This is a genomic window from Pedobacter planticolens, from assembly GCF_014172375.1.
Lineage (GTDB): Bacteria > Bacteroidota > Bacteroidia > Sphingobacteriales > Sphingobacteriaceae > Pedobacter > Pedobacter planticolens.
On sequence record NZ_WNXD01000001.1, the window covers coordinates 1,674,102 to 1,695,504 of the forward strand.

Annotated in this window: 18 protein-coding genes; 5 read left to right on the top strand and 13 right to left on the bottom strand. The window is 33.6% G+C overall.

Annotation, left to right across the window (positions count from 1 at the left end; genetic code table 11):
* Nucleotides 1-24 precede the first annotated feature (24 nt).
* The gene (locus GM921_RS06820) at nucleotides 25-2,688 is read left to right on the top strand and encodes a carboxypeptidase regulatory-like domain-containing protein (RefSeq protein ID WP_182921845.1); all 2,664 of its coding nucleotides are present in this window, start codon (nucleotides 25-27) and stop codon (nucleotides 2,686-2,688) included.
* A 115-nt stretch (nucleotides 2,689-2,803) separates the two neighbouring features.
* Here the strand turns inward: GM921_RS06820 and GM921_RS06825 are convergent, their stop codons facing one another.
* The 5 genes from GM921_RS06825 to GM921_RS06845 all read right to left on the bottom strand — a co-directional run bounded on the left by GM921_RS06825 (nucleotide 2,804) and on the right by GM921_RS06845 (nucleotide 7,482).
* Complete coding sequence (locus GM921_RS06825) at nucleotides 2,804-4,303, bottom strand: M56 family metallopeptidase (RefSeq protein ID WP_182921846.1); 1,500 nt, start codon at nucleotides 4,301-4,303, stop codon at nucleotides 2,804-2,806.
* Between the two features lie 6 nt (nucleotides 4,304-4,309).
* The gene (locus tag GM921_RS06830; protein ID WP_182921847.1) at nucleotides 4,310-4,672 is read right to left on the bottom strand and encodes a BlaI/MecI/CopY family transcriptional regulator; all 363 of its coding nucleotides are present in this window, start codon (nucleotides 4,670-4,672) and stop codon (nucleotides 4,310-4,312) included.
* A 321-nt stretch (nucleotides 4,673-4,993) separates the two neighbouring features.
* A complete protein-coding gene (locus GM921_RS06835; RefSeq protein WP_182921848.1) occupies nucleotides 4,994-5,503 on the bottom strand; it encodes a hypothetical protein in 510 nt (169 codons plus the stop codon).
* A 65-nt stretch (nucleotides 5,504-5,568) separates the two neighbouring features.
* Entirely contained in the window at nucleotides 5,569-6,075 is a 507-nt protein-coding gene (locus GM921_RS06840) for a hypothetical protein (RefSeq protein WP_182921849.1), read from the bottom strand.
* 21 nt (nucleotides 6,076-6,096) lie between these two features.
* Complete coding sequence (locus GM921_RS06845) at nucleotides 6,097-7,482, bottom strand: dicarboxylate/amino acid:cation symporter (RefSeq protein WP_182921850.1); 1,386 nt, start codon at nucleotides 7,480-7,482, stop codon at nucleotides 6,097-6,099.
* Between the two features lie 151 nt (nucleotides 7,483-7,633).
* Here GM921_RS06845 and GM921_RS06850 point away from each other — a divergent pair, with 151 nt between their 5' ends.
* The 3 genes from GM921_RS06850 to GM921_RS06860 are packed head-to-tail and all read left to right on the top strand — an operon-like array spanning nucleotide 7,634 to nucleotide 9,311.
* The gene (locus GM921_RS06850) at nucleotides 7,634-8,131 is read left to right on the top strand and encodes an RNA polymerase sigma factor (protein ID WP_182921851.1); all 498 of its coding nucleotides are present in this window, start codon (nucleotides 7,634-7,636) and stop codon (nucleotides 8,129-8,131) included.
* Nucleotides 8,118-8,717: a hypothetical protein gene (locus GM921_RS06855; protein WP_182921852.1), complete on the top strand. Its 600-nt coding sequence runs from the start codon at nucleotides 8,118-8,120 to the stop codon at nucleotides 8,715-8,717. Before GM921_RS06850 ends, GM921_RS06855 begins: the two co-directional genes overlap by 14 nt.
* Before the next feature lie 33 nt (nucleotides 8,718-8,750).
* On the top strand, nucleotides 8,751-9,311 hold the full coding sequence (locus GM921_RS06860) for a DUF922 domain-containing protein (RefSeq protein ID WP_182921853.1): 561 nt from the start codon (nucleotides 8,751-8,753) through the stop codon (nucleotides 9,309-9,311).
* Between the two features lie 86 nt (nucleotides 9,312-9,397).
* Here the strand turns inward: GM921_RS06860 and GM921_RS06865 are convergent, their stop codons facing one another.
* The 6 genes from GM921_RS06865 to GM921_RS06890 form a co-directional block, all read right to left on the bottom strand.
* Entirely contained in the window at nucleotides 9,398-9,997 is a 600-nt protein-coding gene (locus GM921_RS06865; RefSeq protein ID WP_182921854.1) for a hypothetical protein, read from the bottom strand.
* 99 nt (nucleotides 9,998-10,096) lie between these two features.
* Nucleotides 10,097-11,998: a beta-N-acetylhexosaminidase gene (locus GM921_RS06870; RefSeq protein WP_182921855.1), complete on the bottom strand. Its 1,902-nt coding sequence runs from the start codon at nucleotides 11,996-11,998 to the stop codon at nucleotides 10,097-10,099.
* Between the two features lie 155 nt (nucleotides 11,999-12,153).
* The gene (gene trxB, locus GM921_RS06875) at nucleotides 12,154-13,116 is read right to left on the bottom strand and encodes a thioredoxin-disulfide reductase (protein WP_182921856.1); all 963 of its coding nucleotides are present in this window, start codon (nucleotides 13,114-13,116) and stop codon (nucleotides 12,154-12,156) included.
* A gap of 100 nt (nucleotides 13,117-13,216) precedes the next feature.
* Nucleotides 13,217-14,380: a dipeptidase gene (locus tag GM921_RS06880; protein WP_182921857.1), complete on the bottom strand. Its 1,164-nt coding sequence runs from the start codon at nucleotides 14,378-14,380 to the stop codon at nucleotides 13,217-13,219.
* A 6-nt stretch (nucleotides 14,381-14,386) separates the two neighbouring features.
* Complete coding sequence (locus GM921_RS06885; protein ID WP_182921858.1) at nucleotides 14,387-15,004, bottom strand: toxin-antitoxin system YwqK family antitoxin; 618 nt, start codon at nucleotides 15,002-15,004, stop codon at nucleotides 14,387-14,389.
* 20 nt (nucleotides 15,005-15,024) lie between these two features.
* A complete protein-coding gene (locus GM921_RS06890) occupies nucleotides 15,025-16,653 on the bottom strand; it encodes an acyl-CoA carboxylase subunit beta (RefSeq protein ID WP_182921859.1) in 1,629 nt (542 codons plus the stop codon).
* A 106-nt stretch (nucleotides 16,654-16,759) separates the two neighbouring features.
* Here GM921_RS06890 and GM921_RS06895 point away from each other — a divergent pair, with 106 nt between their 5' ends.
* A complete protein-coding gene (locus tag GM921_RS06895; RefSeq protein WP_182921860.1) occupies nucleotides 16,760-17,473 on the top strand; it encodes a hypothetical protein in 714 nt (237 codons plus the stop codon).
* A gap of 78 nt (nucleotides 17,474-17,551) precedes the next feature.
* Here the strand turns inward: GM921_RS06895 and GM921_RS06900 are convergent, their stop codons facing one another.
* The gene (locus tag GM921_RS06900) at nucleotides 17,552-18,136 is read right to left on the bottom strand and encodes an LOG family protein (RefSeq protein ID WP_182921861.1); all 585 of its coding nucleotides are present in this window, start codon (nucleotides 18,134-18,136) and stop codon (nucleotides 17,552-17,554) included.
* A 180-nt stretch (nucleotides 18,137-18,316) separates the two neighbouring features.
* Nucleotides 18,317-20,902, bottom strand: coding sequence for a TonB-dependent receptor (locus GM921_RS06905; protein WP_182921862.1), 2,586 nt, complete (start codon nucleotides 20,900-20,902; stop codon nucleotides 18,317-18,319).
* Nucleotides 20,903-21,403 lie beyond the last annotated feature (501 nt).

The window sequence follows — 21,403 nt, forward strand, 5'->3', positions numbered from 1 at the left end:
GTTCATAAGTTAAAAAACACACAAATGAAAAAGTACTATTTAATTACTTTGCTCTGCTTTTTAGTGGGCATTTCATCCGCCTATGCGCAAAAGCAACTAAAAGGGAAAGTAAAGGATGCAAAAGGCACACCCATCGAATCAGCAAGCATCAATTTAAAAGATGCAACAGGTAATATTTTAAGTTTTACGAGAACGAATGAAAAAGGCGAGTATATTTTATCTTTTTCTGAAGAGAATAAAGATTTGACAATTGAGGCCACCACCATAGGCTATACAAAAAAAGTGGTCGAGATTACAGAACTCAGTAAAAGTTATGATTTAACATTACAAGAAAGTGCGACTAACCTTAAAACTGTAGTGGTTAAAAACAAACCAACGCTCACCGTAAATGGCGATACGTTAAACTACAAAACATCAGATTTTGCCGATAAACAAGATAGAAGTATTGGCGATGTGCTTAGAAAAATGCCAGGTATTACGGTAGAAGAAAGCGGTAAAGTGAGCTATAATGGAAAACCTATTTCGGCTTTATACATTGATGGCGATAATGTTTTAGATGACAAATATTCAATTGGAACTAAGAGTATTCCTCATGGAGCAGTAGATAAAGTTCAGGTGATAGAAAAAGATCAGCCTATTAAAATGTTGCGCAAAAATAACACGAGCGAAGATGTAGCTTTAAATTTAGTGATTAAAGATGAGGCGAAAATTAAAGTATTGGGAGATGTAAGAGCTGGTGCAGGAACTCCGAATAGATTTGATGCAAACGCCAATGCGATGATGTTTAAAAAGAAAGCAAAATTCATCAATAACATAAAAGGAAATAATATTGGCATTGATCCAGGATTGGATTTAACCTCTTTTAACTTTGAAGATTATCTTAAAAGATTAGATAATGATAAACCAAGTGGTTTTTTATCTGCTGGAGCTGCTGGTGTACCTACCCTGCCTCAAAAACGAACACTATTTAATAAAGCAGGTTTAGCTAATTTAAATAACCTGTATAAATTTAATGAGGATTTTCAGATAAGAGCCAATGTATCTTATTTGTATGATCAGAGAGATCAACAGTACAGCAAATTTTCTGAAACATATTTATCTGGTCAGACGATTACCTATAATGAGCTTCAAGAAAATGCAATTAATCCACAAAAATTACAGACTAAGTTTAATGTGCTCGCAAATGCTGACAACTATTATTTCAATGATAATTTAATAGTTAATTATGGTACAACTAAAACAAATTCTGGTGTTGTAACTAATGGCATTGGCGCAAATCAATCCTTAAAGCAAGAAACTTTTGACATTTCTAATGAATTGAACTATAGGAAAAAGCTTAAATCTGAAAATACATTTAACTTTTATTCCTATATCAGTAAATCAACACAACCAGAAGTTCTAAACATTAACCCTGGTTTAAATGAAGACATTTTAAATAATGGAAATCCTTATGCAGGATTAAATCAGTATGTTAAACTACCTACTTTGTACGCCAATAATTACACCTCATTTGCATTTGTAAGCAGTAAATTTACTCAAACGTATAAATTAGGATTCAATGTTCAGCAACAGCAATTAAATTCAGAGTTGTATCGTGTTCAAAATGATCAGACCACAGAATTAGTTTCATCGCAAATGACCAATGATTTAGATTGGCTTAAAACCAAATTATATACCGATGCGAATTATGAATATAACTCAGGGAAATTTAAAACAAGTCTAAGTTTGCCTATTAGTTATAACATGATTAATTATGAAGATAAAGCGAAAGGCTTGGATAAAAATTTAAACAAGTTTTTTGTAAATCCATCTTTAAACGTAAAATATCAAACCGGAATAGAGAATTATATTACTGCCAATTATTCTTTTAGTAACGATTTAGGTGGAATTGATGATGTGTATCGCGGTACCATTTTAAAAAATTACAGGTCGCTTTTCGCAAATGACGCACCTATTTCAGAGCGAAAATCGCAATCTGTTGGCGCAGGTTTTAGCTTCAGAAAAGCTATGCAGATGTTTTTCTTTAATTTAAATGCTAGTTATTCAACATCAACGGTAAATACAATTTCTTCTTATACCATTAGCAATAATATACAGCAACGTATTGTTTTGCCTTATGCTAATGATGTTAGTAGTTTATCATTTGGCGCAAATGCCAGCAAATACCTTTTCAATATTAGAAGTACAATTAACGCTGGTGTTGGTTTTAGCCAAAGTACATTTGAACAATTGCAAAACAATGAATTGCTCCCGTTCACATCACAAAACACAAATTATAAGGCTGGTATTGATTCTAAAATAAATAATTTCCTCAATTGGTCTTACAATGCAACTTATTCTGTAAGTACCAATAAAACTTCGAAAGTAGATGCAATTAAAAACAATAATCAACAATTGAGACAACAATCTTCGATTACTGCAACAGCTTTTAAAAGTGTATTTATGACTTTATCTGCTGAACATATTTTTACACATCAGTCTACACAACCAGACTTAAAATACTTATTTGCAGATTTTAACATGAGGTATAAATTCCAAAAGTTAAAAACAGATTTAGAATTTGGCATTACCAATTTGGCTAACATTAAGAAGTTTGAGGCCAATTACCTTTCTGCAAACTCTTTCTCATCAGGCACTTATTATATTCCTGGAAGGGTTGCAATGATGAAAGCGACATTTAGTTTCTAAAAAATTAGCCTGGATGGGCGAAATAGTTAATAGTTAATAAATCACACAAACAATGAAAGCCCAGATACTGTAAAGTTGATGGGCTTTTTTATGATGATTAAGGGCTTTTAAAAGATTACTTTATTACGCTGCTTCTACCTACAACAGTAACTTCAGCCATTTTATCTTCCTGCTTTTTTATAGTTACATTTTTAATCTGGTTTGGATCGATTTTACTTAAATCCTTTTCATCAATCCTTTTACCATCTAAAACAAACATTAATCTAACATTTGACCTAATCGTATCTCCTTTTTGTCCATCTCTACCCCTAAAAAAGGTTTTTTGCATATCTCCAGCTGGATTATTTCTAGGAATACCATAACCCATTACCGTAACTGTCTCTGAATTTGACGGATTAGCTTCAACATTATTTAGAACAACTTTATGTCCTTGAACAGTTCCTTTAAGTCTTATTTTAATATCATCAAACGAAGCAGGAATACCCTCTTTCAAAGCAACTCCTTCAACCACCTTTCTAATATCAATTTCTGGTCTAGCGCTTGTAGAATCTGTATCGATAAAAATGGTTTTCACAATGAAAAGATTAGTTTTCTTAATCGTGTCAATAGCTATATTTAACGGCTTCCTTTTCGTTATTTTCTTTTTATCTACACTTTTCTGAGCAACTACTTTTAATTCAGGTTTTGCTTTCTCAATTAGATTAGCATTTATTAAAACTCTTTCAAGAGGCATTAAATGCTGTTTAACTTCTTTCTTCGAGATTGTAAATGCTAGTGTTGTAATTAAAAGCACAGGTAAAATAAACGCATATATCGCCAATTTTTTGGGCGATGAACGTTTGGCATTCATCATTTTAATTCTCTTTTTTAAATCAGATAAATTAAAGTTATTAACCAAAGCTACACTCGGTTGCAAGCTCCCAACTCCTAATAAACTATACTGATATGTTTTTTTATCAATTCCTTTTTTTACAATTCTTGCATCAGTAATAAATTCGATGTTCTCTTTAATGGCTTTTTTCATCAACCAAACACCAGGATTAAACCAATAAAAAACCACGCTGATTTCTGCTAAAATGATATCCAACGTGTGCCATTCTTTCACATGGATTTGCTCATGTTCCAAAATGGTATCTAATTCATCTTTCGAATGTATTTCTGGATTTACATACACAGTTTGCCAAAAAGAAAATGGACTAACTTCTCCATTCAAAATTCTAACTGGAAGATTTTTAACCGAACCTGGTTTTGATTTTTGATGTACACGATAAAGTGAAACAAATTGAGCAATTAACCGCAAAGCCATAAACACAACGCCAACATAAAATAGAAGGAGTATAACTTTCCAATAATCTATAATTACATTATTCTGGATTAATGCATTCATATCCACCTTAGGTACTAAAGCAGCCATATTTGGATTAATCTGTTCTTGTCTATTGAAAAAATCAGTAAGATTTATAAATGGATATACTGTTGAAAAGACTATCCCTAAAACCAAAAAAATACGATTTATGGTATAAAACGTAAGTCGGCGTAAAACAAGATAATAAGCTGCAGCAAAAAGCAAGAGCACCAAATTAATTTTCAATAAAATCAACAATAACTGCGGCATAGCAATCTATTTATCTGGGTTTTCTATCAAATTGATAATTTCTTTCAGTTCTTCTGCACTAATCTTTTTATCCTTAGCAAAAAACGCAACAAGTTCTTTATATGAACTCTGGAAATAGCTATCTACAAAACCAGTCATAAAACGCTTTTTATAATCGGTTTCTTTAACTTTTGCGCTATAACGATAAGCATTTGCAAATTTTTCGCTTTTCAAAAAACCTTTGCGCTCTAAATTTTTAATAGTTGATGCTAATGTAGTATACGGAGGTTTTGGATCTGATAAAGCATCCATAAAGTCTTTTATAAATCCTTTTCCAACTTGCCAAACTGCAAGCATTGCCTCTTCCTCTTGTAATGTTAACTTATCCATATTTACGATTATATCGTAAACTTACGAAATAAATATTCATTATTTCTACATAAAGCTGTTAAAAATCATGAAGGGCTATTAACCTTTTAAATGAACTTTTAATCCATTCTCTATTCAATAATGAATGATTAGCTTTAAACACTATGATTATAGGGTATAAACTATATAATTGTCCCTGTAAGCACCCTGTTAACACCCTGTTATTACCTTGTTTAAATATTATTAAATATCAACAAAAACTGAACAAAATATCATAAAATACTGCCAACATTTAGATTGGATATTATTTCATATAAACTGTTCGGATTTGCTTTAAGAATTTTATTTTGAATAGCGATCTTCAACCTCATCAATGGTTTGTTTGATCATTTTTTGAAGTTGATCAGCACGATCTGCAACAGCTATGTTTTCATCATAGTCTGTCATGAAAATTATTTTTTTAGTTCTCTTTTCGTAGTTAAAAACGATTTCGTAACGCAATACTTTTTTGCTTTTTAAATCTTCGTTTTTATTTGCAATCACATCTGGTAAACTCCAAATATCCAATTCATTTGCTTTACTATGAATAAAAATTACATTATTGGCATGTAGTTTAACTGATCTTTTAATCAGTTTATCCATATTATCTAAATACTGATATTGGCTTGTTGCAGAATTATAACTGTTTGCTAAAGTATCTCCTACTCCCCATTTATAAGTTATGGATATAAAACTTGATGCTGGGTATGGGCCTTGTTTTAAATTAATTAGATAATAACCCCCAACACCAGCAATAACAATAACAGCTATTGTAGTTATTAGAGATAAATTCTTTCTAAAGTTAAATGCCATGTTAAAACATTAAGGAATTAAGAAAAATTAAGACTTAACTAGCTTAACTTCTTAATGGTAAAAAATTATTTTTTCTGTCTTTCTTCAGCATCAGTAATGCTTTGCTCAATGATTTTTTGCATTTGCACAGCAGCATTTTTCATTCGTACATTACCTTCAAAATCTGATAGATAGGTAACTTCTTTAGACTTCGTCTGATAATTGAATTTCATGAAATAACGTAGTGCTTTAGAGTTTTTCACATCATTTTCATCATTGGCTACAATATCTGGCAAGTTCCAAAAACCTTGTTCATCAGCATTGCTATCTAAATATTTTTTATCTCTAGCGTTAAGCTCAATATGTTTAACAATTAACGAATCTTTATCGTTTAAATATTTGTATTCGCCTGTGGCAGAATTATAAGAGTTATCTAACTTGTTACCAACTCCCCATTTATATTCTACCGATACAAACTCTTTAGCCTTAAATGGCGCATTGCGGATGATTGGCGCATAATACACGATGCAATAAATTAAAAATGGAACTACAACTGTTAAAAATAAAAATATCTTTTTCCCTCTACTCGTCATGTCTATAAATATATTTTCGAATTAATCTAATGGTCCGGTCAATTCGCCTTCCCACTTACTCACTACTGCGGTTGCAATGCTATTTCCAACAACGTTAGTTGCCGATCTACCCATATCTAACAAAGGATCGATACCAATTAATAACGCCAAACCTGCTTCTGGAATATTAAATGTGGCAATTGTACCGGCAATTACAACTAATGACGCACGTGGCACACCAGCAATACCTTTACTGGTCAACATTAAAATCAACAACATGGTTAACTGCTTATCTAACGGTAAATGTATACCGTAACATTGAGCAATAAATATCGAAGCAAATGTCATGTACAACATCGAACCATCAAGGTTGAAAGAATATCCCAATGGTAAAACGAAGCTTACAATTTTGTCTTTACAACCAAAACGCTCCAATTGCAACATTGTTCTTGGGTAAGCAGCCTCACTACTTGCAGTACTAAAAGCTAGCATTACAGGCTCTTTCATCCTATTCATCAGGTTAAATATTCTATTTTTCAAGATGAGATAACCTATTAAAATAAGTAGTAGCCATAAAATGAGCATTCCGGAATAAAACTCTCCAATAAATAAAGCGTAGGTAGATAAAACACTAATTCCTTGCTTTGCTACTATGGCGGCCATTGCTCCAAATACGGCAAATGGTGCAAAATTCATTACATAACCTGTAACTTTTAAAATAATATGCGCTACTGAATCAAAGAATTCAATTACTACTTTACCTTTTTCGCCTATGGCAGCAGTTGCTACACCAAAGAATAAAGAGAAAATTACAATCTGTAAAATCTCATTCGTCGCCATTGATTCTGCAAAGCTTTTTGGTACAATATGAGCGATGAAGTCTTTTACAGATAATGCCGTAGCTTTAATTCCTGTATCGGTATGACTACTTGGCAAAGGAAGGTTCATGGCTTCGCCCGGTTTCCAAAGGTTTACCAAAAGCATTCCTAGCAACAATGACATTAATGAGGCACTTATAAACCATAACATTGTTTTTCCGCCGATGCGACCAACAGCCTTAATATCACCTACTTTAGCTACGCCTACAACCAAAGTTGTAAATACTAAAGGCGCTACAATCATTTTTATTAAACGAAGAAAAATATCACTTAATAACGTAAATGGTTCAAGTTTTTTCTCTCTTACCGTTTCATTTTCCTTGCGAATTTTAACTTGATCTGCTTTTTGGGCTTTCAATACTGCATACTGACTTACCGTAGTATCGGTAAGGTTACCCATCTGAATTTCAATCTTTTTTACTTGTGCATCTGCACCAACAATTGCATTATTATTTTCGTTAAAATTATTTACATTTAAGTAATAACCTACTGCCACACCCAATATAAGTGCGATAAAAATAAAGAGCGTGAGTTTGTTTTTATTAGACATTGGTTAGATTTAGCTATTTTTCAAAGCGTAAAACTACAATAATAAAATTATTCTCTAAACAATGTTGATAAAGCATTAGTTATTTTACATATTTGAGCCGTAACAAAACTATAGTCTAAACATCTAACCATAGATTATCAAAAGCAAATAAGTGAGCCAAAAAGACGTATTATTTAAAGAAATTTTCGACAAGAACTCCAAGAAGATTTTTCACTTATGCTATGGTTATACAGGCGATAAAGATTCTGCTAACGACCTTTTACAGGAAACTTTTTTAAAGGTTTGGCAAAATCTAGATAAGTTTAGAAACAAATCATTAATCTCTACTTGGATTTATCGCATAGCCGTTAACACTTGTTTGACCTATTTGCGATCAGAAAAAAGACAAGCTAAAGATGAACTTACAGAAAATATTATAGAGAACAGGGTTGAAGAGTTTTCTGAAAAGAACGAACAAGTCGCTTTGCTTTATAAATCAATTTCAAAATTAGAAGAAAATGATCGTTTAATTATTACCATGGTATTGGATGAATTACCATACAATGAAATTGCAGATATTTCTGGTATTAGTGAAGGAAATTTAAGAGTGAAAATTCATCGTATTAAACAAAAATTGACCGAATTATACAATCAGCATGCAAGAATTTGATCAGATAGAAGCGCTTTGGGCTAAGCATACGGTTGATGTAACTATATCTGCCGATGAAATGTTGAAGCAGGCTAAAAAAGAAGTAAGTAGTATGCGTACCAAATCGTTATTGAATATAGCGGGTATGATATTTTCTTTTCTAGCGGTTGCTGCATTATGGCTATTTTTCGATTTCCAATCATGGACAACACATGCAGGAATTAGCATTATTATTATTGCTGTTGCTGTTTACACCGTAATTTTATACAACAATTATCGCATCATTTCTAAAAGCGATTTCACTGTAAATCCAAATGAATTTATCGCAAAGCTGAAACTATATCAATTAAATCGCTTTAGCCTTTACAACCGTTTATATTGGTTTTATGCCATTGCACTTTCTTTAGGTATGGTACTTTATTTCTTCGAAATTTTAGGTCACATGGATTTATGGGTGCAAATTTTATTTGTAGTCGTTAGTTTTGGCTGGATGATTTTCTGTTCTACTTTAGTTCGAAAAGCTGTAATTAAAAAGGATAAGGAAAGAATTGACTTATTAATTGAAAAATTTGAGCGCATAAGCGGACAGTTTCACGAGCACGAATAATTTATTGGCACGGCTTTCGTTCTATACAATCAAATGAAGAACGTTACATCCATCTATTTTAAAACCCTATTGTTTGCTATAGTAGTACTTTTTAGCAGTTTTAAAACACTGCAAGAAGAAATTTATCCAGAGCAAATTGATTGGGATACTCACTTTAAAGCACAACCTGATAAACATTCTGCTTTTGCCGCAGAAACCGCTACCACTTGGCATTACAGCTATAATGCAACTGTTAGAGACAACAATCTTCACATTGATTTCAAGTTTTCTGCTGGTGTTGTTCCTGAAAAATCTTGGGTAAAACCAGATCGAATTAGCGACAGAAGAGTTAGCAGGCAATTATTAAATCATGAGCAAGGTCATGTTTACATCAACTTTTTATTGCTGAAAGAAGGTGAAATTCAAATTCGAAATCAAAAATATACACCGAATAATTACAAAAGATTAATTCAATCTACAGCAAACAAGGTGAGCGATTATTATAACAGTTTACAAAATCGTTATGATGATGAAACTAAACATGGCTCTGATTTAGAGGCTCAAAGCAGATGGGATGATTATATTAGATCAGAAATGAATAAATATGAAAGATAGTTATAAGTTATAGGTTGTGAGTACAGTACTGGGCATTAGCTGTAAACATCCAAACTTGTAACCCGAAACTCACAACCCGTAACAATCTATTCTTTCACTTCACTTGTAGAAAAACTATTTCCTCTTAATTGATATTGAATTGTTTTAATTACTGTTGTTGTTTTGCCACTATCTGTAGTTATAACGGGCACAGAGCGAAATAAATCTCCATTTTTAATAAAGAATTTATCATTGCCTTGGTAGCCCTTTTTAATATCACTATTTAATCCAGGGAAACTGATTTTATCGAAACTATTACCTGCAAATTCATAAACATTTAAGTCATTTACATTTTTTCTCGCTACATACTGAATATACAATTCCGGATTGCCATCATTGTCCAAATCCATATTCCAGGCATCTGTAATAATTCCTTTTCGCTCCAATGAAATTGATTTGTAGTTATTTTTGATAGAATCAGACATTAACAATAAATATCCACCTAAAGTATCAACTCCTTTGCCCCAACTTACCACTTCAAAATGATAACCGGGTTTAATTTCTATGCTTTTATAAAATGGAAAAGGGTTTACAGATTTGGGTACAGCTGCTGTTTTAGCAATAGTTGTTGGTTTATCATCATTTGTACATGCTGCAATGAATAAAATACTGGCTAATGCAAAAAACCCTAATTTAATACCTTTCATCTTTTATGATTTCTACTTTAACATTAAGGAATTAAGGTGATTAAGATTCACTTAAAGTTTCTTAACTCCTTAATGTTTGATTATTATGTTTATTATAAATTATTTAGTTTTTACTTCTGGAGCGCCGTTATTCAATGTTGTTTCGGTAACAACACTTCTTTTTCCACTTGGTGTAATTACAACTGTTTTAAGGGTTTTCTTTTGACCTTGAGGAACAATTACTTTGAATGATCCAGTATATTCTGTAGCAGTTTCTGATGGACGATATCCATCTAATGTGTAAAATATTTTAGAGCCAGCCATTGGCGCTTTTAAATCAATCGTTATACTTTCTCCATTAACTACTTTCTCAGGCTGACCGATTGGTGTAGGAACCCAATAATTAGTACTTGTTTTATCTATACGAGCTAAATGCAACGGCACTCTTTCTTCAGTAAAATTCTTTACATCTTTTCTTGCAACTTGGCTCCAAGCAATTTCTGATAATGAAAATATTCTTGGCAAAATCATGTATTCTACTTTCGCAGGAGTTTCCATATATTCTGTCCAAATATTTGCTTGTACACCAATAATATGTTTTTGTTGTTCTTCAGTTAATACTTTTGGAACTGGATCATAAGCATACGATTTTGTATACGGAGCCATACCGCCAATTGTTAACGGTTCATCTGTCGAAGTAGATTGTTTATGATCGAAATATAAACCTGCAGAACCTGGGGTCATAATTACATCATGGTTTTGTTTTGCCGCATCTATTCCGCCTTGCTCACCTCTCCAAGACATTACAGTCGCATTTGGCGCTAAACCACCTTCTAAAATTTCATCCCATCCAATAATAGAACGACCTTTTGAGTTTAAATATTTCTCTATTCTTTGAATGAAATAACTTTGTAAACCATGCTCATCTTTTAAGTTATTATCCTTAATAAATTGTTGACAAAATGGAGATTGTTTCCAATATTCTTTAGGAGATTCATCTCCACCAATGTGGATATATTTTGATGGGAATAGAACCAATACTTCATCCAATACATTTTCTAAAAACTTAAACGTATTTTCAGTTGGCACGAAAACATCATCAAAAACACCCCAAGTTTGCTGTACTTGTTTTCCTTTTCTATCACCACTCCAAGGTGCATTCTCACCTACCCATGTATCTCTATCTGGGAAACAACTTAATTCTGGATACGCCGCAATAGCTGCCGAAGCATGACCTGGCATTTCTATTTCTGGCACTACATTAATAAATTTTGATGCAGCATAAGCCACCACTTGTTTCACTTCTTCTTGAGTGTAATAACCTTTATAAACTTCGTTGTCTGTACCAACGCCAGGATGATGACCAATAATAGTCCCATTTCTAACGCTTCCTACACTAACTAATTTAGGATATTTTTTAATCTCAATTCTCCAACCTTGATCTTCTGTTAAATGCCAATGAAAATTGTTCAATTTATATTGAGCCATTAGGTCGATATATTTTTTAACGAATGAAACTGGAAAGAAATGACGACCTACATCTAAGTGCATTCCACGATAGCTAAAGCGTGGATAATCGTTAATTTCTGCAGCTTGAATACTGATTTTATCCTGGTTTTTTTCTGGCATTAATTGCATTAAAGATTGCACAGCATAAAATAAACCTGCGCCAGTTCCGGTAACTTTAATTTGATTTGTAGAAATATTTATTGAATAACCTTCCGCTGGTAATTTTTCTGCACCTACTGATGTTAATACGATTGATTTTTGTCCTGCAGTTGCAGATTTTGCTTCTCTTAATGCAAAACCTCCTTTAGTTACAATAAAAGAGTTGAGTAAATCTGCAGTTTTCGCATTTGCTGTTTCATTACTAACTAAAGTTACTGTTTTGTCTAATTGAAAAGTTCCAGTGTTTTTTTTGATGGAAACAGGTGCTGGAATAATACCCATATTTGCGTCGGTTTGCGCAAAACTTTGGATAGCTGTAAATGTGGCTACTAAAAGTAAAGAAATTCGTTTCATGTTCATTTTATGTGTTTGTGTGCCTAAGATATAAAATTTAGCCAAAAATGCGATGATAATTTTTACCATTTAAGACTGAAAAGCTTCCGTATAATCCATAAAAAAAGCGTTCCAATATTGAAACGCTTATATTTTCTTAATATGATTAAAAACTATTAAGACACTACAGCATGTTCTTTAGCCGCCAAATAACGTTCTGCATCTAAAGCAGCCATACAACCAGAACCCGCAGCCGTAACAGCCTGACGGTAATAATGATCTTGCACATCACCACTGGCAAATACGCCTTCTATATTGGTTTTAGAAGTTCCGGGAATGGTTTTCAAATAGCCAGTATCATCCATATCTAACCAACCTTTAAAAATATCTGTATTTGGTTTGTGTCCAATAGCCACAAAAAATCCTTCAACATCTATAATTTTCGATTCTTTTGTTTGGTGATTAAACACACAAACACCCGTTACATTTTTACCATTACCCATAATTTCAGTAGTTTCTGTATTGTAAATCACTTCGATATTTGGGGTATTTAGTACGCGGTGAACCATTGCTTTTGAAGCACGGAACTCATCTCTACGTACCAACATGTACACTTTTTTACACAATTTAGCTAAATATGTAGCTTCTTCTGCTGCAGTATCTCCAGCACCAACAATGGCAACATCTTGACCTTTAAAAAAGAAACCATCGCACACTGCACAGGCAGAAACACCAAATCCATTATATTTTTGTTCGCTTGGCAAGCCCAACCATTTTGCAGTTGCACCAGTAGCAATAATTACAGTATCTGCGGTAATCGTTTTTACTTCATCAACCACAACTTTATGTGGCAAAGCCGAAAAATCTACTGAACTTACATAACCGAAACGGATTTGAGTTCCGAAACGTTCTGCTTGTTTTCTGAAATCTTCCATCATTTCTGGGCCCATAATCCCATCAGGATAACCCGGGAAATTATCTACATCGGTAGTTTGAGTTAACTGACCACCCATTTCCATTCCAGTGTACATTACAGGTTTTAAATCGGCACGGGCGGCATAAATTGCAGCTGTATACCCTGCTGGACCAGACCCGATAATTAAACATTTTACGTGTTCTATTTCTTGTTCTTGCGACATCTTTTTATCTTAATAGTGCAAATTTAAGCTTTAAATTGGAAAGGGCAAAGCTGAATAGCAAGCCGAAAGTAAAAAGAATTATGCTGTAGTCGATTGTAAATTATTTGCCTTTATTGGCTTTAAGAATTCTTATAAAATTACCACCTAAAATTTTTGTTACCTCATTTGGTTTATACCCTCTTTTAAGCAAAGCTGATGTTATTTTGGGGTAATCAGCTACACTATTTATACCTAATGGAAATGATTCGGCTCCATCAAAATCGGCTCCTAAACCAACATGATCAATTCCAATCATTTTAACAATATAATCGATGTGATCAATTAACAATTCAATAGATGGGCGAGTTGCATCTGCATCCACTTTGTGCAAAGAAATTAAGGTATCAATTGCGTTGCTACGACCGTATTTTGCACTCAGCGTTTTTAACTCGCTATCGTATTTATTAAAAAATACTTTCTGTTTTGTATTAAAAGTCGAATCTAAAAATCCACTATAGAAATTAAGTGAAATTACACCGCCATTTTTACCAACCGCTTTAATTTGCTCATCGTTTAAATTTCTAGCAACAGGATTTAAAGCATAAACACAACTGTGTGATACCAATACAGGTTTTTTAGATTCTTTAATAGCATCAAAAAAGGTTTTAACACCAACATGAGAAAGATCTACTAACACACCTAATTCATTTAATTTATGTACAACTTGTTTACCGAAATCATTTAGTCCTGCGTTTTCTGGTTTCACTTTTCCTGAAGTTTCTTCCGCAGCAGAACTTGCCCAAGATGTACTATTATTCCAAGTGAGTGTAAGATAAATCATTCCCCTTTGGGTTAATTTTTCTAAATTATCCAGGCTGTTTTCAATCATGTGACCACCCTCTACTCCTATCATTGCGGCCATTTTTTTAGCGGCAACTGCTTGTTCTAATTCGGTAGCATTTCTGGCTAAAGCAATTTGATTAGGATATCTCTTTATCAAACTGAATAAGGAATCTATTTCCTGATTGGCAACAGCATAACCACCTTTTTCATCGCACCAAATAGAAAAAACTTGCACATCAAGCCCACCTTCTTTAGCTCTAACTAAGTCAAAATTTCCTGTTTTTTGTAATTTCCCAATATCAATTCCAGATTTTATTTGATTGAACAAGATATCGCCATGCGTATCTACTACAATTGCTTTTTGATGAATAGAAGTTGAATTTTGTGCAAAACTGCTTGATACAACAAACAAAAGGAGGAAAGAGAGGTAATATTTTTTCATTATTTGCTAATTATTTGTCTGTTTTTTCTTTTTGATTTGTTCCTTTATTAAAACACTAGATTTTAATACTCCTAACTCATACATATCTTTTCGAGTCCCTTTCAAAGAAATCCATTCTCCGTCTTTTTTACCATTCACATAATTTCCACCTTCTTCAATATTTCCAAACTTATCAAAGGTTTTAAATTCTCCATTTGGTTCTCCATTATCAAAGTTTTGTGTACTTAAAACATTCCCATCGGGATAAAAAACAATCCATTTTCCTTGTTCAACTCCATGTACAAAATTTCCTTGTTGACTTAAAAATCTCGTTTTTCCTTTTAGTTTAAAACTCGTTTTGTGCGAACTATTAAAAGTTTGAACATCCATGTAAAAATTAAAATTTCCATGCGGAGTACTTAGGCTTTCATCTTCATAGGAGCCCGTTTGCAGCAAATTGTCATATAAATCATACCGTTTAAAGGTCCATACATTTTCAGAGCTTACCTTTCCATAAATCGCATAAGAAGTTGCTTTATTTCTATCTGTAGTAACCTGATTACCATATAAATATATTGGTGCAACTTGTGCTTTTACACTCAAGAAAGCAAAAAAAGAAATAATAATAACTATAAATTGTTTCATGTGTTATATCAAAATTAAGCTTAAGTCTGTATAATACCAACGTTAAAAGCTTTTTTAATTGGCGATTGATTCGCAGCTTCAATACCCATCGAAATCACTTTTCGGGTTTCTAAAGGATCAATCACACCATCTACCCATAAACGAGAAGCTGCGTAATATGGTGTGGTTTGGCTATCGTATCTGTCTGTAATTTCTTTCAGTAATTCCGCTTCTTTTTCAGGAGTAATAATTTCTCCTTTTGCTTTTAAAGATGCTTCTTGAATTTGCAATAATACTTTTGCCGCTTGTGAACCTCCCATTACAGCAATTTTAGCGCTTGGCCAAGCGTAAATCAAACGAGGATCATACGCTTTTCCGCACATGGCATAATTACCAGCACCATAAGAGTTTCCAATTACGATAGTAAATTTAGGCACAACAGAATTTGCAACAGCATTTACCATTTTAGCGCCATCTTTTATAATTCCGCCTTGCTCAGAGCGACTACCCACCATAAAACCGGTTACATCTTGTAAAAAAACCAAAGGAATTTTCTTTTGGTTACAGTTCATAATAAATCGACTGGCTTTATCTGCACTGTCCGAATAAATAACGCCACCAAACTGCATTTCTCCTTTTTTAGATTTTACCACTTTACGCTGATTGGCCACAATACCAACTGCCCAGCCATCAATTCTTGCCAAACCGCAAATAATACTTTGTCCAAATAAAGCTTTGTATTCTTCTAGTTCAGAATTATCTACCAAACGGTAGATAATATCTCTCATATCATAAGGTTTTTCTCTATTTTCAGGTAAAATACTATATAATTCTTGTTCATTTAGCTTTGGCATAGCCGATTTAATCCGATCAAAACCAGCATTTTCTGGAGCACCCAACATGCTCATTATCTTACGAATGCTATCTAAACAAGCTTTATCATTTGGATGTTTGTAATCGGTAACGCCTGATATTTCGCAATGTGTTGTAGCACCGCCCAAAGTTTCATTATCAATATCTTCGCCTATGGCCGATTTAACTAAATAGGAACCTGCTAAAAACACAGAGCCAGTTCCTTCTACAATCATCGCTTCATCGCTCATGATTGGTAAATATGCGCCACCAGCAACGCAAGAACCCATTATTGCAGATATTTGAACAATTCCATCAGCAGACATCAGGGCATTGTTTCTAAACATTCTACCAAAATGTTCTTTATCAGGAAAAATTTCATCTTGCATAGGCAAATAAACGCCCGCACTATCTACCAAATAAATAACTGGCAAACGGTTTTCCATTGCAATTTCTTGCGCTCGTAGATTTTTCTTCGCCGTCATAGGGAACCAAGCTCCAGCTTTTACCGTAGCATCATTTGCCACTATCAAACATTGTCTGCCAGAAACATATCCAATTCCTGTTACCACTCCCGCACTTGGGCAACCACCTTGTTCGACATACATTCCATCCGCAGCAAATGCACCCAACTCTAAAAATTCAGTACCCTCATCTCTTAAATAATCAATTCGTTCTCTGGCTAAAAGCTTGCCTTTTTGCTTTTGTTTTGCCGCATTTTTCTCTCCCCCACCAGCATATATTTTTTTCAGCCTAGTTTTAAGTTCATAAACTAATTGCTTGTTTACATCTTCATTTTTATTGAATTCTATGTTCATGCTAGCAAGTTAAATTATAAATTTTTAAAACTAAAACCCGTAATGGTATTTAGTTCTGCATTAGTACCTAATATGCTAAATTAACTTTTTAAACGTTCTTCATAGCATGCGATATTTAACACTAATCTTCTGTTTATTTTGTTGGCAGTTTAGTGCTGCACAAACCTTCACCTACCCAAAACTTACTGCGCAAGGAAATGACATTAACTCCTTAACTCCTACTAACTGGAATGTAATCGATACCGCATTTGGCGATTTAAATAATGATAAACTAGAGGATTTGGTGTTAGTGCTTGAATTTAATAACTCAATTATTGAGAAAAGAGCGTATGGCGATGGAGAAACAGAGTTGATAAAAGAATTTCAAAAACCGAGAATTTTAGCTGTTTATTTTAAGGATACGCGTTCGGGTAAATATAAATTTGCTTTACAAAACAACAATTTCATTCTTCGTTCGCAAGAAGGTGGTGAACTTGGTGAACCTTTTAAAAATCTTACAATTCAAAATAACAGTTTAAATTTAGCTTTTGAAGGTGGTAGTAATTGGCGTTGGAAATTAAATTATCAGTTTAAATACCAAAATAAAGATTGGGTATTAATTCAGGCCAACAATATTTATTATAATATCACATCTGGTGAGATGACAGATAAACTCTATGATTTTGTGAATAGAAAAATGAAGCTAATCACTGGAAATATATTTGCAAGAAATAATGCAAATGAAGTAAGTGAAGAAACAATTAACTATTCTCAATTGCGAACCTTAAACAATTTTAAAAAACCCTGGACCTGGGAAATTACAAAGGATAACTTTTTATAGTCCAGAGTTTAAAGTCCATAGTCATGAGTCTATTTTATAAATTTAGATTACTCAGGACTTAAGACTAACGACTCAAAACTAAGTTAAGTTCCTATCTCTAAACCAAACATCATCTGGCGCAGCCGTAAAGTTTTGCATTTTATCTACTAAAACCTCAGCGCTAGTTTCGTTAAATACCAAATCTCTATTAATTTGCTTTACAAAACGACTTTGCACCATTACATCAAGCTGTAAAAACAACGGATCATAAAAACCATTCACATTTAACACCCCAATTGGTTTCGCATGTAAGCCTAACTGCAACCAAGTTAATACTTCAAAAAACTCTTCTAATGTTCCAAATCCTCCTGGAAGAATAATAAATCCATCAGCTAAATCGGCCATTTTTTGCTTCCGCTGATGCATGTTTTCGGTAATCACCATTTCCGTTAAACCTTTATGACCAACTTCTTTATCCATCAAAAATTGAGGGATTACACCAATCGCTTTGCCATTGCGTTTTAAAATTTCATTTGCAATTATACCCATTACACCTACACTGCCGCCACCAAAAACTAACGTGATATTTTGCGAAGCCATTATTTCGGCTAAATCTTCAATTGCTTTTCTTAAAACTGGGTCGCCATTAAAATTGGAGCCGCAATAAACACAAAGTGATTTCATTTTTTGCATAGATATTTATTTTGGTGTAAAACTACAAAATTGATTGCTTTGTTATCATCTGTAAAAAAAGAAAGAGCGGCCAAAAGACCGCTCTAACTAACCAAATATAATCCGAGACTAGAATTATGTCGTTAACAAACCACCAAAGGCGATGGCCGTATATTTTATAAATTAATAACCTTAAAACGTGTAACGCAATGTAGCTCCATAAGTTCTTGGATCGCCAAGCACACCTGCATATAAACCAGAGTTACCAGCTGCAGCTTGCAATTGTTCGTAGTAATTTTTATTAGCAATATTCCTGCTCCAAACAAATGCTGAGAATTTTTCTGATTTAAATCCTAATCTTGCATTCAATAACGAATAACCATCAACATTTAGCACTTTTGAAGGTGTTGGGTTTGAAGAATAATCTGAACGATAACTCGCATCTCCAGCAATAAAATACCGACCAATTTTAGTAGCCAAACTCCCCGGAATGCTAAACTCTGCACCTCCAGAAACATTCCATTTAGATATACCTGGTAATCTACCTCCAGAAGCATCTTTAAAAGCAACCTGCGTTGCTACACCATTTATAAGTTCAGTATGTCCTGTTTCTTCTAAAGGTAGTGGCGCATTTGTGAATTTTACATATTTACCATCCAAATAAGCTACAGCAGCATTTAAAGTTAAAAATCGTTCTAACTGATAGCTTCCATCAACTTCTAAACCTTTTACTTTAACTTTTTCAGCATTAGCTAAATAACCTCTATTTACGCCTAATTGTGGAGATTGTACATTAGTTTGATAATCTTTAATATCTGTATTAAATGCTGTTACATTTACCAGTAAACCTTTAACAGGTTTTGTTTTAACACCTAACTCATAATGTTCAACATATTCTGGTTTTACTACAGCCAAAGACAAATCTGCCTGCCCAGTTGAAGTGGTTGGTAGCCCCCCTACGTTAACGCCAACCGGTTTATAAGCAGTAGAGAAAGTTCCATAAGCATTTAACTTAGGATTAGGGCGATAAGACAAAGTGATGTTACCAGACAAGTTGTTGTTATCTGTATTGATATTGAATTGTTGATTGGCATAAACAGCGGCTTTAAGAGCAAGCAACGCAGGATCTGTAGTTTGCAAACCGCCGTAAGTAGCACGGTTATAATCAACATCTTTTTTATCATAAGTATATCTTAAACCAGGTAAAATATGCAAATGATTTAAAAACTCCCAGTCAACTTGTGCAAAAACAGCCGCACTTAATGATTTAATGGTTGAATTGGTTTTAATACCGAATCCATCTAATAAACCAGGAGTTGAATATAATGCTTGTGCACCCGTAGCGCTAGTTTGCACAAATCTCCACTGATCTTTACCTACTTCTTCTGTTTGGTCTAATCCTTGTAAATTCTGGCCAAGGGCGAATACACCAATTACGCCGCTCAATTTCTCTGTTATATTTCCAGAATATCTAAATTCTTGAGAATACTGGTCGTGGCGAGAGTTACCTTGAGATTTTGTTAGTGCTGATAATTCAGAAAAATCTCTATCGTTTGTAGGATCCCAGTTCCAGAATCTCCAAGCCGTAGTAGAAGTAAGCGTTCCATTACCAATTTTATAATCAACATTTACAGATACACCACCAATAGATTGATTATGTCTCCAAGGCGTATTGGTATTTATTTCTCTAGAAAATGGATCTATTTTAGGTTGTTGATAACCTAAATCAGAAACTATTCTGGCATATTGGCGATAAGCACTTCTTTCTGTAGTAGTTACACCCGCGATTACTAATGGATAACCAGCTGGATGTTGAATACTTACATCGCCACTTAATAAAATTTGCAATTTATCTGATGGCGTAAAATACAACTGACCTTTAAAGCCAAGGTTATTTTGCCCACTATATTTACGTTCTTCCCTAGTATTCCAAATTGTACCATCTCTTTGAGTGCCAGAGATTGATAATTTTGCCGCAAGATTTTTTGCTACGCCCCCAGAAATCGATGTTTTTGCTTGTATAAAATTATAGTTTCCAACACTCAGTTCTGCTTTTGCAGTTGGTATTTGAGTGGGTTTGGTTGTGGTAATGTTAAATGCACCAGCAGTGGTGTTTTTCCCAAACAATGTTCCTTGAGGACCGCGTATCACTTCTATTTGTTCAATATCTAAAAAATCTGTAGAAGTAGACGCTGGACGTGCGTGATAAACTCCATCAACATAAAAACCTACTCCGGGATCAATACCATCATTAGTTAAGCCAAATGTAGAACCTAAACCTCTGATATTAAGCGTTGTGTTTCTAGCGTTTGAGGCATATAATTGTACAGAAGGAACTAATTCTTTTAGACGATTCACGTTAAAAGCTCCTGCATTTTCTGCCGCCTGTCCACCGATTACGGTAATCGCAATGGGTACATCTTGTAAAACCTCTGAGCGTCTTCTTGACGTTACCACAATTTGATCTAGTAAAGCATCTTCAACTAGCGTTAACTCTATGATTGTGCTATCAACTTTTAAAATCTGAAAATCTTGAGGTTTATAGCCAACTGAACTCACTTGAAGGTAAAATGGAAGTTCTTGTTTTGAGTTAATATTAAATATACCATTTTCGTCTGCGCTTACCGCGATATTGGTACCTCTTATTTTTACAGTTGCGTTTGGTACAGGAGCTCCATTGGTGCGTTTGACCACACCTCTTATTGGACTTTGGGCATAAATAGTAACTGGAATAGAGAGTAAAATTAAAATAAGAATTGATAAGTAATTGTGCTTCATTGTATGTTATTTAATTATAAAATTGAGGATTAATTCAAATAGTCTACTAAATCTATAGAATATATCGACAAATGTATTTTAAATATTTTACTTACCAAATTTTATTTGGAATTTATTTTAAAATATTTTGCTGACGGAATAAAATATGGCTTTCACTATTGAAGTATGAGCTAATTTTTAACCCTTAAGAAGTTAAGTATCGTTAAGGTTATGGGTTTAGCAGCTTTCGTATTTTGCACTATTTTAGGTTCGCTAAACGGATCAAGAGAAAATAAGTGTTTCGTTTAGATTTTGATTGTTAGGACATCCCTGTTGGAAGAAAATGGACAGTATTTAGCCATTTATTTATCATTTTGTGACCTGTTCAAGACATAAGACACCGTCATCTTTGCTCAATTAAGCTTCTTATTCGCTTTGTAAATGCGACATAAAAGAATGCTGTAAAATTAATATTTACTAGATGGTTTATAGGGGGTTTACAGGGACTTAGTAGGGACTTAA